This is a genomic window from Paenarthrobacter aurescens, assembly GCF_025421775.1.
Lineage (GTDB): Bacteria > Actinomycetota > Actinomycetes > Actinomycetales > Micrococcaceae > Arthrobacter > Arthrobacter aurescens_B.
In genome coordinates this window covers 165,016-180,170 of the sequence record NZ_JAOEFX010000003.1, presented here as the reverse complement: position 1 = coordinate 180,170, position 15,155 = coordinate 165,016, and the positions used below count along the sequence as shown (strand labels likewise).

Below are 15,155 nucleotides of genomic sequence, written 5' to 3'. Positions count from 1 at the left end.
CTGGAGGCAATGACGCATGGTTGAAACAACCCTCTCCGGTGCATCGCACCACATCCTGACGAACGACTACGCGTCCGAATGGATGGGCATCGAGGTCCTTAAGGTCGACGACGGCCACGCCACCATCCGCATGCACCTCCGCCAGGAGATGCTCAACGGATTTGGCATGGCGCACGGCGGAATGATCTTCGCTTTCGGCGACACAGCCTTCGCACTGGCCTGCAACCCAGCCAACCCAACGCCCAAGCAAGCCGCCAACATTACGGTGGCATCCGGCGTCGATATCAACTTCATCAAGCCGGCTTTCAAGGGCCAGGTGATCACCGCCGTCGCAAACCGCCGCGCGAGTACCGGCCGAAGCGGCCTGTACGACATCCAGATCTATGCCGCTACCCCGGACGACAAAGCCGCCCCCGACACCGAGCCCGGGGAACTCATTGCCGAGTTCCGCGGCCGCAGCCGCACCATCTCCAAGAAGTAGGAACCTGATGACCCAGAACACCGTGGCCGCACCAGCATCAACCACCTCAAAGTCACCAGCCCCCGTGCTGGACCGTGAAGAGACCATCTCCCGCGACGAACTCGAGGCACTGCAGCTCACCCGCCTCCAGCACACTGTTGCCTATGCCTACGATCGCGTGCCGCTGTACAAGCGCAAGTTCGATGAAACCGGCGTGCACCCGTCGGACCTGAAGGAACTCAGCGACCTCGGCAAGTTCCCGTACACCACCAAAGAGGACCTCCGCCTGGAATACCCGTTCGGCATGTTCGCGGTCCCGCAGGACCAGGTAGCGCGCATCCACGCAAGCTCCGGCACCACCGGCCGCCCCACCGTGGTTGGCTACACCAAGAACGACCTCGCCAACTGGGCAACCCTGGTGGCCCGCTCCTTCCGCGCCTCCGGCGTCCGCCCCGGCATGAAGGTCCACAACGCCTACGGTTACGGCCTCTTCACCGGCGGCCTCGGGGCGCACGCAGGCGCTGAAGCGCTCGGCTGCACGGTCATCCCGATCTCCGGAGGACAGACCGAACGCCAGATCCAGCTCATCCAGGACTTCAAGCCGGATGCCATCCTGGCCACGCCCACGTACCTGCTCACCATCGCCGATGCCATGCAACACCAAGGCATCGACCCCACGTCCACCTCCCTGAAGTACGCCGTTTTGGGTGCGGAACCGTGGACCGAAGAGATGCGCCACGAGCTTGAAACCACCATGAACATCAAGGCCTCGGACATCTACGGCCTCTCCGAAGTCATGGGCCCGGGCGTCGCCGGCGAAGCAGTGGAAACGCAGGACGGCTGCCATATCTGGGAAGACCACTTCCGCCCTGAAATCATCGACCCCTTCGACCACTCCACGGTCCTGGGCGATGGCGAACCGGGCGAGCTCGTCTTCACATCCCTGACCAAGGAAGCGCTGCCGATCATCCGGTACCGCACCAAGGACCTCACCCGCCTGCTCCCTGGCACTGCCCGCCCCGCACACCGCCGGATGGGCCGTATCACCGGCCGCAGCGACGACATGATCATCCTGCGCGGCGTCAACCTGTTCCCGTCGCAGATCGAGGAAATCGCGCTGCGCATCCCCGAACTCAGCCCGCACTTCCAGCTCGAAATCACCCGCCCCGAGGGCAAGCGCATGGACTCACTGACCGTGAAGATCGAGCGCCGCGAGAACGTTCCTTCCGAGGCAGGCACGACGGCGGCACACACCTTGCGGGAGCAGATCAAGATTCACGTCGGGTCATCTTGCGTGGTTGACGTTGTGGAGCCAGGTTCCCTTGAGCGATCCAACGGGAAGCTCCGCCGGATCTACGACATGCGCCCCAAGGGCTGATCGCCGTCCCCCGCTGAGATCGTGAGAAAATGCCAGCATGCCTTCTGAGACCACTACCAAGCGCGGACGGCCGGGTTACGACCAGCAGTCGGTGCTCCGCATCGCCGTCGACGTCTTCAACCGCCACGGTTACGACGCAACGTCCATGGGCATCCTGGCTGAAAATCTCGGCATATCGAAGTCCGCCATTTACCACCACGTGCCGTCCAAGGGCGATCTGCTGAAGCTCGCCCTTGACCACGCGTTGGGCGGCCTTGAAGCCATCCTCGAGGAGCCCGCGGCTACGTCCGGGCCCGCAGATGAGCGGCTGGAGTTCGTATTGCGCCAGACCATCGCGGTACTGGTGGACAGGCTTCCGTTCGTAACCCTGCTGCTTCGCCTGCGCGGCAACACGGAAATTGAGCGCGACGCTTTGGAGCGCCGCCGCGCTTTCGACCACAAGGTAGCTGCCCTGATTTCCGCTGCCCGGGACGATGGGTCCCTTCGCCAGGATATCGATCCCCGCACGGTCACACGCCTGCTGTTCGGCACCATCAACTCGATTGTGGAGTGGTACAAGCCCGGCGGCTCACTCTCTCCCGAGAAGCTCGCCGATGACGTCATCACCATGGCCTTCGACGGGCTCCACACGGCCGCCTGACCACCTCCGCGGCCCAACGCCCGCTCACCTCCCGCGCCCTTGGGTGGATCCCTCTCTCACCTCTCGTCGGCTTTTTGGCGATCCTCTCTCACCTCCCGCGCCCTTGGGTGGATCCCTCTCTCACCCTTGGTGGTGTCGGTACGGGTAGCCAGGTGCGCCGTCATAAGCCGAAACGCCGAAGCGCTTCCCCACAGGAGTGGGGAAGCGCGTAGGCGATAGGGGCTGAGCATCCGCCCACACACCCCCTTAGGTGGGAGGGCATCCGCCCAAACACCCAATTAGGTGAGAGAGCATCCGCCCAAACACCCAATTAGGTGAGAGAGCGCTACTTCTCCACGAGGGTCAGAACATCGTACGTGGCTACGATTTCGTCGTTCTGGTTGGTCAGGACGGCGTCCCAGGCAACCTCGCCGTATTCGTCGGTCTCCCGGGGAGTGATCTTCTTCGCGGTCAACGTAACGCGGATGGAGTCTCCGGCCGCGACGGGGGTGATGAAGCGCAGGTTCTCCAGGCCGTAGTTGGCCAGGACGGGACCCGGTGCGGGCTCGACAAAGAGTCCGGCAGCCCAGCTCAGGAGCAAGTAGCCGTGGGCCACGATGCCGGGGAAGAACGGGTTGGCTTCGGCGGCTTCCTGATTGGTGTGCGCGTAGAAGGTGTCGCCCGTGGAGTTCGCGAAGGCAGTGATGTCCTCGAGCTTGACCTCACGGAGTTCCGAGCGGACGGCGTCGCCGATGCGGAGCGTCGAGAGGTGCTTCCGGAACGGGTGCTCCCCCTCGGTCTCCACCGTGAAGTTGCGGTCGGCGCCGGTGTGCCACTGGCCCGTAACAGCGGTGAGCATGTTCGGGGAGCCCTGGATGGCGGTGCGCTGCATGTGGTGCAGAACGGAGCGGATACCGCCCAGTTCCTCGCCACCGCCTGCGCGGCCGGGACCACCGTGCACCAGGTGCGGGACTGGCGAGCCGTGACCGGTGGACGAGCGGGCGTCTTCCCGGTTGAGCATATGGACGCGGCCGTGGTGGGCTGCGATGCCGGTGACCAGCTCGCGGGCTACAGCAGGATCGTTGGTGCACACGGATGCCACCAATGAGCCGGAGCCACGGGCTGCCAGACGGATAGCGTCGGCAAGGTCCGTATAGCCAATGACGGACGATACGGGTCCGAATGCTTCCAGCGAGTGGACTTCTTCGGTCTCAGCATCGGCCCAGCTCAGGAGAACCGGAGACATGAAGGCACCGTCCGCCACGACGCCTACGGCGCCTCCAACCGAGGTGACCGACGGCGTATCCAGAGATCCGTACGCAAGTTCACCGCCGGCGTCGAGCATTGATTGAACAGCCGCGCGGACGTCGGCGAGCTGCTCCAGCGAAGCCAGGGCGCCCATGGTGACGCCGTCTGCACGGGGGTCACCGACGACGACGCGCTCGTTGATGCGGGCGCCGACGGCGGCAGCAACCTCAGCGGTGAGCTGCTGCGGCACGATGATGCGGCGGATGGCGGTGCACTTCTGGCCCGCCTTGACAGTCATTTCGGTGACCACTGCCTTGACGAAGGCGTCGAACTCTGGCGTGCCCGGAACGGCATCAGGGCCCAGGATTGCGGCGTTCAGGGAGTCGGTTTCAGACGTAAAGCGGACGCCGCCCTGAACAACATTGCTGTGGCTCTTCAGCGAGTTGGCGGTTGATGCCGAGCCCGTGAAGGATACGAGGTCGCGGTAGTCGAGCTCGTCCAGGATGGTCCGGGCCGAACCGGAGATGAGCTGCAGGGAACCGGCCGGGAGGATACCGGACTCAACGATTGCCTTGACCGCAGCAGCCGCGACGTAGCCTGTGGGCGTGGCCGGCTTCACGATGGTGGGAACGCCGGCCAGGAACGCAGGAGCGAACTTCTCCAGCATGCCCCACACCGGGAAGTTGAACGCATTGATCTGCACTGCGACGCCGGGAATTCGGGTGTAGATGTGCTCGCCGGCGAAGGAGCCGTCCTTGGAAAGAACCTCCATGGGGCCGTCCACCACAACCTGCGAATTGGGCAGTTCACGGCGGCCCTTGGAGCCGAACGTGAAGAGCACGCCGATGCCGCCGTCGATGTCGATCATGTTGTCGATCTTGGTGGCACCGCTCTGCGAAGAGGACTCGTACAGCTCCTGGCGCCGGCCGTTGAGGTACTGGGCAAGCTCCTTGAGCTTGAGGGCGCGCTGGTGGAACGTCAGATTCCCCAGTTCAGCCTGGCCTGTGGTGCGGGCGTAATTTACGACGGCGGCAAGGTCCAGTCCGTCGGTGCTCACGTTGGCCAGGACTTCTCCGGTGCTGGCATCGCGAACCGGGACCTTTTTGGCATCAGGTGCCGGTGTCCACCAAGCATCCTGAACGTAGCTGGGAACGGTTGCAACGGCTGTGGTTTCCGGGGCGACTGCGGGAGTGGTCATCGTCGACGGGTCCTTCCAAGGCACGTGAAATCGGCACGGTCAGTGCTGACTGAAGCCAACATTACTGACCGGCCGTTCGGTAATATATACAGGGTACATGAATGGCTGGAGGAGTACAGCAGTAATTTGTGAGGACGCCGAAGGGCCGGCCCCTTTGTGGGGAGCCGACCCTTCGTTTCGTTTGTTTGGACGCCGAGTCTAGTTGGCGCCGAATTTGGTGTTGTAGCGGAACATGAACGCTGCCATCGCGTCACGGTTCACCGGCTGCAACGGACGGAACGACTTAGTGTTTCCCGCCTCGGCCCAGCCCGTGGAAATCCCCTGCGCCGCGAGCCAGGTGATCTCCTTGTAGAACTGCGCACCCACCGGAACATCAACAAACGGCGAAACCTTCGGCGCCGTGAACTCAGGCTCCCCCGCCAGCCGGTACATGAACGCCGCCATCGCATCACGATTCACCGCCTGCAACGGCCGATACGTCGTGGACTTGTCAGCCTCGACCCACCCCGTCGAGATCCCCTTATCCGCAAGCCAGGTGATCTCTTTATAGAACTGCGTACCAACAGGCAGATCCTTGAACGGAGTCACCGCAGGAGCCGTGAAAGCAGGCTTGCCAGCCAACCGGTACATGAACGCAGCCATCGCATCACGGTTCACCGGAGACAACGGCTGATACGTCCTGGACCCGTTCGCCTCCCAACCCGTGGAAATACCCTTGTCCGCCAACCACTGGATCTCATCCTGGAACTGCGCCCCCAACGGGACGTCATCAAAACCACGAGAACCCTGGGTAGCCGTGGCATAACTCAACGTCCCAATATCCGTGTTCTTACCCACCGCGGCAGCAACCGACCTGGCATTGGCCTCAGCAAGAACATTGCCCGAGAAAATCGGACCCAGGCCTTCAGCGTCAGCCGACACAAAGTACAAACCCGTACTCAGACCCGTGACCTTGAACGTGCCATCCCCAGCGGTCCTTGCGTGGCGGGCAGTGAGCACGGCGTTCTTGGAGTAAATGCGAATGGGCACATCGCTCAACGGTGAACCGTTGGATCCCACGACCTTGCCCGTAAGGGTCCCACCCACACGGTTGGTCGCATTGATGTTCGAAGCTGACTGCCCCGGCGCCAAGGTGATATTCGTGGCGCTTCCTACCCCCGAGCTTTCAGGCACATTGTTATAGAACTGCCCTTCTTGAGCCGTTCGATAGGTGTCGTAGTCCTCTCGGTTGAACTGGACCTTGTATGCCCCCGGAAAGAGGCCACTGACCGTATATTCCTTGCCCGAGTAGTACTGGGCATGTTTTATCACGGAACCATCCACAGCCAGGACCTGCACGCTGTTGCCGGCGTCCAGGGTAGGAAAGGAGCCAGAGATGGCGGCGGCCCTCACGGGGGCGTCCGCAATGCCACTGACAGTCTGGGCTGCGGCCACAGTAATACTGGGCGATGAAGCCGAGGTTGGCACGCTGCCATGCCACATGGAGACGAGGTCGTAATTATCTGATTGGAACTCGAGCTTGTACGCCCCTGCTTCGAGCCCACCGATCGTGTACGCACCCGCCTTGACGGCAGTTTGGATTGTCACCTTCGTCAAGTCGTTGGCGGGTCGGGCTACTACCGACCCGTGGAAATTTCCTCCCGAAATGGAGCCCGAAATGACTGCGGATTTCTTCAAGAGCTGATCGATGCCCGTGACTACAGACCCATCGGCAACCTTGATCTTTGTCGCCTGGGCGGGGTCGGAAACGCCGGGGTAATTGGTCTTGAGGAATGGAGATCTTCCCTCATGGGAGGAAAACGAAACGATGTAAGCGCCGGGCATCAGCGGCCCGAGATCGAAGGACTTGTCCTCACTCCTGATCATCTGCCACGCAGTGTGGTCCCCGTCCGAAGCCGTGACAACGATGTCTCCCCATTCCGTGCCTTCGGGAGCAGTGACTTTACCCTTGATCCGTCCGCCGGGAGAAAGGATTTGATTGATCCCGGCGACGGCGGCTCCGGCAGCGACGTCGACACGGGTGGCCTCCGCTTGCGTATACCCGCCGTAATAGGTGGCGAGCACGTTGCGAGGTTCGGAACTTTCCCTGAAGTAGATTACGTACTGTCCGGGTTCGAGGCCGGTCAGGGAGAACTGTCCACTGGCGTTCGGCTTAGCTTGTTCAAAGGCGGAGTTGGACCAGGCCTGAACAGAGATCGTGGTCGCATCCACACCAGCAGGGACCGTGACCTTGCCTGAAATACTCCCGGTGGGTGCTGCGATGGCCGGGGATGCGATCCCGCCTGGCAACGCGCCCAGGAAAAGTGCTGTCAATACTGCGAGAGCGACGCGAAAGCGGCCGCGCGAAAAACCCCTCACGGGTCCCCCATGTTCCATGCGAGCGAAAGGGCCGCTCCAATGGCGGCCCCACGCGATCTTAGTGCATGTACGGCGGTACTCGAAAACGCAGCAAAGCAGCGAACGGGTTAGGACAAAAAAGGGGTTGGCTCCACCGATCTGGAACCAACCCCTTCTGGTTGATAAGTCGAGCTAGGCGTCTAGTTGACGCCGAATTTGGTGTTGTAGCGGAACATGAACGCTGCCATCGCGTCACGGTTCACCGGCTGCAACGGACGGAACGACTTAGTGTTGCCCGCCTCGGCCCAGCCCGTGGAAATCCCCTGAGCCGCGAGCCAGGTGATCTCCTTGTAGAACTGCGCACCCACCGGAACATCAACAAACGGCGAAACCTTCGGCGCCGTGAACTCAGGCTCCCCCGCCAGCCGGTACATGAACGCCGCCATCGCATCACGATTCACCGCCTGCAACGGACGATACGTCGTGGACTTGTCAGCCTCGACCCACCCCGTCGAGATCCCCTTATCGGCAAGCCAGGTGATCTCTTTATAGAACTGCGTACCAACAGGCAGATCCTTGAACGGAGTCACCAAAGGAGCCGTGAAAGCAGGCTTGCCAGCCAACCGGTACATGAACGCAGCCATCGCATCACGATTCACCGGAGACAACGGCTGATACGTCCTGGACCCATTCGCCTCCCAACCCGTGGAGATACCCTTGTCCGCCAACCACTGGATCTCATCCTGGAACTGCGCCCCCAACGGAACGTCATCAAAACCACGAGAACCCTGGGTAGCCGTGGCATAACTCAACGTCCCAATATCCATGTTCTGACCCACCGCGGCAGCAACCGACCTGGCATTGGCCTCAGCAAGAACATTGCCCGAGAAAATCGGACCCAGGCCTTCAGGCTCAGCAACTACGAAGTAGAACCCCGTGGTCAGGCCGGTAACCTTGAAAGTTCCGTCAGCTGCTGTCCTTCCCGGACGAGTAGTGAAGGACCCATCCTTGGTGTAGACCCGGATCGGCACCTCACTCAACGGAGCTCCATTGGCGCCGAGGACCTTGCCCGTCAGTGTTCCGCCCACGCGAACGGTTGCATTGATGTTCGACGCGGTCTGCCCGGCAGCAACCGTCACTGGCGTGGCATTGGTGGCGCCCCCGGATTCCGGGAGGTCCTTGTACAGCTGGCCTTCGTAGGTGGTCCAGTACCCCTTGGTGCGGTTGAATTCGACCTTGTACGAACCGGGCAGCAGGTTCTTGAGGGAGTAGGTCGTCTGCGACGTTTCCATGACTGTGGAAGAAGCCACTGTACCGTCCGCAGTTACCGCTGTGATGCCCATCCCCGGGCCACTCATCGACGGGCCCGGCGCGGGTGCCCCGGCGATGGAACCGGAAATAGTGGCAGCTGCAACAGCGGTGTCTTGGATTCCAGTGAGCTTTTGGCCGTCGGTCACCGTGATCCACGGTGAACTGCCTGCGGCCGTAACGCCGTTGTGCCACATGTTGGCCCATTGATCGTCATTGGCCCGGTAGTGGAGTTTGTACGTTCCAGCCTTAAGGCCGCCAATGGCGAACGTTCCCAAGTCGCTTGGGTTGATGATGTCTGAACCGGCATAATCGTGCCGGGTGAAGTCCGGTCCGGTTTCCACCATGACCTGGCCGTTGAAAGCGGGAGCTCCAGCGGGAACGGAGATCTTCCCGGAAATGACAACGGCAGGCTTCAGCGTTTGATTTATGCCGCTTGTGATGGCCCCTTCGGTAACGCTGACGGGTGTCGCCGCTCCATCCGGAGAAGTCGAATAAGAGGCCCCCAACACTGGCGCCGACTCGAATGTGTAACTGAACGCCACGTCATAGGTGCCCGTGGGCAACCCGGCTATCGTGTAGCTGCCGTCTGCGGCTGGGTAGGCCGTCGCTCCAGCTTTTGCGTTGACGCTGACCTTTGTAACATCGACTCCGGCGGGTACGGTGACCTTTCCTGAGATCTTGCCGCCGATGTTCAAGGTCTGGTTGATCCCGGTCACCGCCGCACCGGCCGCAACGGGAATGACCGTTGCTTGGCTTTCCTTATAAGCTCCATACCACGTGGAGATCAGCTCGGGCGCGGCAAAGGTACTAAAGCTGACTTTGTACTGCCCGGCTTCGAGCCCGGTGAGAGCAAAGGTGCCGTTGGCTTGCACCTGGGCATAACTGTACGACGGGCTGAGTGTTTGTACCGCAATTTTTGTCACGTCAAAGCCCTCGGGCACAGTGACCGTTCCTGAAATACTTCCCGTGGCCGCTGCAAACGCCGGGGACGCAAACCCAGCGGGCAATGCGCCCAAGACAAGTGCTGCCAATAGTGTGAGAGCGAGCCGAAAACGGCCGCGAGAAATACCCTTCATGGGTCCCCCAATTTCATGCGAATGAAGGGGCCGCTGCATTGGCGACCCCTCGCGATCCTAGTGCACGAATAGTGTTACTTGAAACACAGCCACTCTGTTGAAGTGAGAGAAGGCTCCGGGCCGATCTAGCCCTTGCCACCCAGCTTTTTCGCAAGTAGGAGCGGCTTTTTGAGGAACTCCCCTACGCTGGTCCGGACAATGATGGTCTCGTTCAGTGCGTCCAGTCGCTCCAGCACACGGTCCAGTTTGGCAGCGGCATCGTCCAAGCGGCGTTGCTGGGCGTGAATGAGCTCCTCCTGCTCGGCCAGGACGCTGGTCAGGTAGAGCATGGTGCCGAGCCCTCCCTGCGCAACGCCTTCCCGGAGATGTTCATCCCGTACCAGGGCATCGTAGCGGGCATGCTCCGCGGCTTTGGCGAAAATGCTGTTCCCGTCATGGCCCGCGGACTCAGGGCGCTGCGACCAGAACGCGAGGGGTTCGCCGTCCAGGAATCCCACCCGCGAGTGGCTGAGGACGCGCAGGTGGAATTCCCAGTCGCCCACCACTGGAAGGTCCTCGTTGTAGTAACCCACGGCGTCGTGGAGGCTACGACGGTACAGGAAGGAAATGGGGACAGCACGATTGATCTTCAGCATGTCTGCGAGCGTGATCTGCCGCATGTCGGCCCAGAAGATCTCGCGGCGGACCGGCTCAATCCGGTCTCCCACGAGCTCTTCGATGACGATCTCGGTGCGGACCATGACGCCGCCTTCGGCAGCGTTGGCGGGATTATCCAGGTATGCCACCGTATTGTCGAGGAAATTCGGTGCCCAGAAATCGTCGTCATCGTGGATCACGATAAACTCGCCGCTGCCGGCTTTGATGCCTGCATTGGACGCAGCCTCCATGCCCACGGATTCGGCATGGTGGAGAGTGGTGATGCGTTCGCGCTCCGCTTCCGACCGCTGGGAGATGAGATGCTCGACGTCGGCCGGGTCTCCGCCGTCGTTCACGATCACCAACTCGAAGTCCTGGAAAGTCTGGCTGAAGATGTCGTCCAGGGCCCGGGCCAGGAAAATCGGGCGGTTCTTGGTTCGGGTCACGATAGTGACGCGGGCACCGGCATTCATGGCTGGTCCATTCCGTTCGGGAAGTGTGATCAATCCTGCATGTTAGCAGCGCCCGGAAGCGCGGAGCTCAGCTTTGCCCGGATCGCCGCGATCTCCGACTTCGAGACATCATGAGCCGCGAGGAAACCGGCCGCGTCGAACGAAGCAAGGAACTCCCGCAGGCTGGTCCGCCGCTGCGCCAGCATCGCTTCGAGGTCGTGGTCTGAAAGGTACGGATCATGGGCATGCGGCGCCCCGTGCGTACGATGCCGCTCGTTGATCCCTCGGGCAGCGAGCTCGTACCCGCCAACGATCTGGTCATCGTCGGCCCCTGCCAATTTCTGCAGCATCAGCGCGATCACGCCGCTTCGGTCCCGGCCAGCCGAACAATGGACCACCACCTTGCCCGGAGACGCGGCTATGGCTTTGAAGACGGCAGCAATCTTGTCTGCAAACAGCCGCAGATAGTCGCCGTACTGCGCGGGATCTTTCAGGTATGGGCCGAACAACTCGTTGAATTCGCTATGGTCCGGATCTTCCGTTGGGCAATGGACGACGTCGATACGCGCCTTCACATCGTCGGGCACTTGGGGATCGGTGTCGCGTTGCCGACGCTCCCGGGAGGCGCGAAGATCGATCACAGTGCGGACGCCGTCGTCGTACATCTGCTGCCAACCGGCCTCGGTGACCCACTCGTGGCGGCCCATCCGGTAGACGTCTCCGGCAATGTGCCAGGCGTTGACGGCGCCATCCCACCGAACAGCTTGGTGAGCTGAAGTTGTCCCATCCATAGGAGCCAGCTAAGCACATTGGACGGCCTGGATGTGAGTGTTCGCTGAGGGTTGGCTCGCGCGGTCATCAAGCACGCCTACTGCCGAAAGCCCACCCCTCGACGGCCTGTGAAAGCTACGCGCCGTATTTGGCCAGCCGGAACTCCAAGCCGTTCCGTACTGCGGGCCACTCGTGCTCCAGGATGGAGAACACCACGGTGTCGCGGAGGGCTCCATCAGCGCTGCGGGAATGGTTCCGCAACACGCCGTCCTGCCTGGCACCAAGACGGGCGATGGCCTCCCGGGACTGCTGGTTCATCCAGTGCGTGCGGAACTCCACGGCCGGGCAGCCCAGCGTTTCGAACGCGTGCCGCAGGAGCAACAGCTTGGAATCCGGGTTTGTTCCGGTGCCGTGCGCCGAGGCCGCGTTCCAGGTGGAGCCGATCTCCACCCGGGGCAACACGGCATCAATGTTCATGTACGTCGTCATGCCAATGAGCTTGCCCGTGGCGTTCGATCGCGTGGCGAACGGCAGCATGGAACCTTCGGCTTGCAGGTCCAGGCGCCGCTCGATCTCGGCGGCCATCCCTTCCGGCGTGGGAACGGAGGTGTACCAAAGCTTCCAGAGATCGCCGTCGCGGGCCGCATCCACCAGACCATCGTGGTGGTCCTGGCTCAACGGTTCCAGCGTCACGAACTTACCGGTCAGGGTGATGGGTTCGATAGAAGTCACCCGGTTAGCCTAACTGCCAACTGGCGTCAGTCCGTCCAGTCGAAAAAGCCCTTGCCCGTCTTACGCCCGAGTTCACCCCGCGCAACTTTGTCCCGCAGGATCTGCGGTGGAGCAAAGCGGTCACCCAACGTCGAGTGCAGGTATTCGGCAATGCCAAGCCGGACGTCCAGGCCAACAATATCGGTGGTCTTCAGCGGCCCCGTGGGGTGCTTGTAGCCGAGGACCATGGCTGCATCGATGTCCTCCGCGGAAGCCACGCCTTCCTCCACCATCCGCATCGCTTCCAGGGCAATGGCGACGCCGAGTCTTGACGACGCAAAGCCTGGAGCGTCATTGACGACGACGGCGGTCTTGCCGAGTGCCTCAGTCCAGCTTTTCGCCGCTTCAGCGAGTTCGGGAGACGTCTTCCCGGCGAGCACCACCTCAATGAGGGTGGACGCGGGCACCGGGTTGAAGAAGTGCAGGCCCACGAAATTGGCCGGACGGCGAAGTTCGTTGGCCAGTCCCGTCACGGACAACGAGGACGTGTTCGAGGCCAGGTAAGCATCTGCGGACAAATGGTCCTCCACAGCCTTCAGGGCGGTGACCTTGAGATCGTAATCCTCCGGCACGGCTTCCACCACGAGGCCGCAGTGGATGAAGGATTCGTAGTCCGTGGAGGTGCTGAAACGAGCCATGGCTTCTTCAGGGGTTTCGCTCAGGGTGCCGCGGGCGGCGGACTTGGCCACAGCGTCAGCAACGCGTCCTTGGGCTCCGGCGGCTGCCTCGTGGTCGCGTTCGACCACGATCACCGTGGCGCCCTTGGTCAGGAAGGCGTGCGCGATGCCGGCACCCATCCGGCCACCACCGAGGACTCCAACGACGTGCGGGATGGCGGGAACTTCGGTCATTTCTGGGTCCTGTCTTCATTGGCAGTCGCGGGAGCCGCAGCGTCTGCGGTCTTCGCCGTCTTCTTGTCGAGGAACGCCTGCATACGGTCAAACTTGGCCTGGGACTCGAAAAGGATTCCCTGCGCAAGTGTGTCGATCAGCGGGTGCGCTTCAGCCGGGGCGTGGAACACCGATTTGGTGATGCGTACGGCCAACGGGTCCTGGCGTGCAATCCTGTCGGCCAGCTTGTGCGCTGCATCCATGAGTTCGGGAGCCTCGTGGATTTCAGTGATGAGGCTGATGCGCAGGGCTTCCTCTGCACGGAGCACGGCGCCGGCCAGGAGGATCTCCTTGGCCTTCGGCTCCCCCACCAACTCCTTCAGGCGCCAACTGGCACCGGCCGCGGCAAGAATACCCAAACCCGTTTCCGGGTTTCCGATGCGGACGCTCGGAGTGCCAATCCGGAAGTCTGCCGCGTAGGCGAGTTCAGCACCCCCGCCCAGGCAGTACCCATCCAAGGCTGCGATGACAGGCATGGGCAGCTTGGCGATACGGACAAAGATCGTGGAGTTGATGCCCTGCAAGGCGTCATCCCTGCGCCGTTCACGCAGCTGTCCAATATCGGCACCGGAAGCGAACACGCCATCGGTTCCAGCAATGATGAGTATCTTCGGGTTGCGCTCCAGCTCAGCACACACCAGGTGGAGTTCGTCCACCATGGTCTGGTCGATCGCGTTGCGGACCTCGGGGCGGTTCAAGAGCACCGTGAGGCGGTCCTCGCGCTCCTCAAGGAGAAGCGTGGTGAAGTCTTTCGGATCCAACGCCATTACACGCCTTCCAGCAGCAATGCGGTGCCCTGCCCGACGCCAATGCACATCGTCGCCAGTCCAAGCTTGGGTCCGGTGGCGGAGGCGAGTTCTCGCTCCATGCGGCCCAACAGCGTGATGGCAATGCGTGACCCGCTGGAACCGAGGGGATGCCCCAAACTGATGGCGCCGCCGTCGTTGTTCACAATGTCCGGGTTCAGTCCAAGGCGGCGCATGCTCGCCAGTGACTGCGTAGCGAAGGCCTCATTGAGCTCCACGGCGCCAAGCTGATCCACAGTGAGGCCCGTACGGGCCAGAATTTTCTGCGTGGCGGGGACCGGGCCGATGCCCATGATTTCCGGCTCGCAACCGGCCGAAGCGCCGTCGATGATCCGCGCACGGGGTGTCAGGCCGAACTTCCTGATGGCTGCCTCGGACGCCACGATGATGGCCGAGGCGCCGTCGTTGAGCGTAGATGAGTTACCGGCCGTGACCACCGATCCGCCCGGGACTACGGGCCGCAACTTGGCCAGGACGTCCATGGTGGTGCCTTCGCGGGGACCTTCATCGGTGTCTACGACGGTCTCCGACTTCCGGGTCTTCACAGTGACCGGGACTATTTCATCCTTGAAGCGACCGCCGGCAATGGCGGCCAGCGCGAGTTCGTGGGAGCGGACGGCGAAGGCGTCAGCGTCCTCGCGGGAGATGTTGTCCACGCGGCCAACTTCCTCGGCCGTCTCCGGCATGGAGTAGGTCATCTTGCCGTCGCGGGAAAGCTCGCCCTTGGTGAAGAGCGGGTTGGCGAAGCGCCAGCCGATGGAGGTATCGAAGATCTGGCCGGGCTTGGCAAATGCTGTGGTGGGCTTCTCCTGGACCCAGGGCGCACGGCTCATGGATTCGACGCCGCCAGCCACCACGATGTCCGCAGCGCCGGACTTGATCATCTGGCTGGCCATGATGATCGCGCTGAGGCCCGAGGCGCACAGGCGATTCACGGTGATGCCGGGGATGTGGAGGGGAAGTCCGGCCAGAATGGTGGCCATGCGGGCAACGTTCCGGTTTTCCTCACCGGCGCCGTTGGCGTTGCCGAGGATGACCTCATCAATGGCGTCGGGGTCGACGCCGGCACGCGCCACCGCTTCCCGGACCACCAATGCTGCGAGATCGTCCGGACGGACGGAGGACAGTGCCCCACCGTAGCGACCTACAGGCGTACGTGCGCCGCCAACAAGAAAAGCCTCGACCATGAGAACATCCTTCGC

At 62.2% G+C, this 15,155-nt stretch carries 12 protein-coding genes; 3 read left to right on the top strand and 9 right to left on the bottom strand.

The annotated features are described in order from the left end of the window. Window positions 1-16: 16 nt before the first annotated feature. Genes N7568_RS07035 through N7568_RS07025 form a run of 3 tightly spaced genes read left to right on the top strand, consistent with a single transcriptional unit; the run spans window position 17 to window position 2,478 of the window. Window positions 17-481, top strand: a complete 465-nt coding sequence (locus tag N7568_RS07035; RefSeq protein WP_261609179.1) for a hotdog fold thioesterase — start codon at window positions 17-19, stop codon at window positions 479-481. Between the two features lie 7 nt (window positions 482-488). After that, on the top strand, window positions 489-1,838 hold the full coding sequence (paaK, locus tag N7568_RS07030) for a phenylacetate--CoA ligase PaaK (protein WP_261609178.1): 1,350 nt from the start codon (window positions 489-491) through the stop codon (window positions 1,836-1,838). A gap of 37 nt (window positions 1,839-1,875) precedes the next feature. Further along, entirely contained in the window at window positions 1,876-2,478 is a 603-nt protein-coding gene (locus N7568_RS07025; RefSeq protein ID WP_261609177.1) for a TetR/AcrR family transcriptional regulator, read from the top strand. A 325-nt stretch (window positions 2,479-2,803) separates the two neighbouring features. Here N7568_RS07025 and paaZ read toward each other — a convergent pair whose 3' ends face one another. The 9 genes from paaZ to N7568_RS06980 form a co-directional block, all read right to left on the bottom strand. Then, a complete protein-coding gene (gene paaZ / locus N7568_RS07020; RefSeq protein WP_261609176.1) occupies window positions 2,804-4,903 on the bottom strand; it encodes a phenylacetic acid degradation bifunctional protein PaaZ in 2,100 nt (699 codons plus the stop codon). Window positions 4,904-5,101: 198 nt separating this feature from the next. After that, complete coding sequence (locus tag N7568_RS07015; RefSeq protein WP_439898966.1) at window positions 5,102-7,279, bottom strand: carboxypeptidase regulatory-like domain-containing protein; 2,178 nt, start codon at window positions 7,277-7,279, stop codon at window positions 5,102-5,104. 161 nt (window positions 7,280-7,440) lie between these two features. Continuing rightward, the gene (locus N7568_RS07010; RefSeq protein WP_261609174.1) at window positions 7,441-9,627 is read right to left on the bottom strand and encodes an MSCRAMM family protein; all 2,187 of its coding nucleotides are present in this window, start codon (window positions 9,625-9,627) and stop codon (window positions 7,441-7,443) included. Window positions 9,628-9,752: 125 nt separating this feature from the next. After that, on the bottom strand, window positions 9,753-10,769 hold the full coding sequence (locus N7568_RS07005) for a glycosyltransferase family 2 protein (protein WP_261609173.1): 1,017 nt from the start codon (window positions 10,767-10,769) through the stop codon (window positions 9,753-9,755). Next, window positions 10,766-11,506, bottom strand: a complete 741-nt coding sequence (locus N7568_RS07000; RefSeq protein WP_261609172.1) for a tyrosine-protein phosphatase — start codon at window positions 11,504-11,506, stop codon at window positions 10,766-10,768. Before N7568_RS07000 ends, N7568_RS07005 begins: the two co-directional genes overlap by 4 nt. A 115-nt stretch (window positions 11,507-11,621) precedes the next feature. Then, entirely contained in the window at window positions 11,622-12,218 is a 597-nt protein-coding gene (locus N7568_RS06995) for a GNAT family N-acetyltransferase (protein WP_261609171.1), read from the bottom strand. Window positions 12,219-12,244: 26 nt separating this feature from the next. Continuing rightward, complete coding sequence (locus N7568_RS06990) at window positions 12,245-13,108, bottom strand: 3-hydroxyacyl-CoA dehydrogenase family protein (protein ID WP_261609170.1); 864 nt, start codon at window positions 13,106-13,108, stop codon at window positions 12,245-12,247. Further along, window positions 13,105-13,914: an enoyl-CoA hydratase/isomerase family protein gene (locus N7568_RS06985; RefSeq protein WP_261609169.1), complete on the bottom strand. Its 810-nt coding sequence runs from the start codon at window positions 13,912-13,914 to the stop codon at window positions 13,105-13,107. Before N7568_RS06985 ends, N7568_RS06990 begins: the two co-directional genes overlap by 4 nt. Continuing rightward, a complete protein-coding gene (locus N7568_RS06980) occupies window positions 13,914-15,140 on the bottom strand; it encodes a thiolase family protein (RefSeq protein WP_261609168.1) in 1,227 nt (408 codons plus the stop codon). The genes N7568_RS06985 and N7568_RS06980 overlap by 1 nt, the downstream gene beginning before the upstream one ends. Window positions 15,141-15,155: the final 15 nt, after the last annotated feature.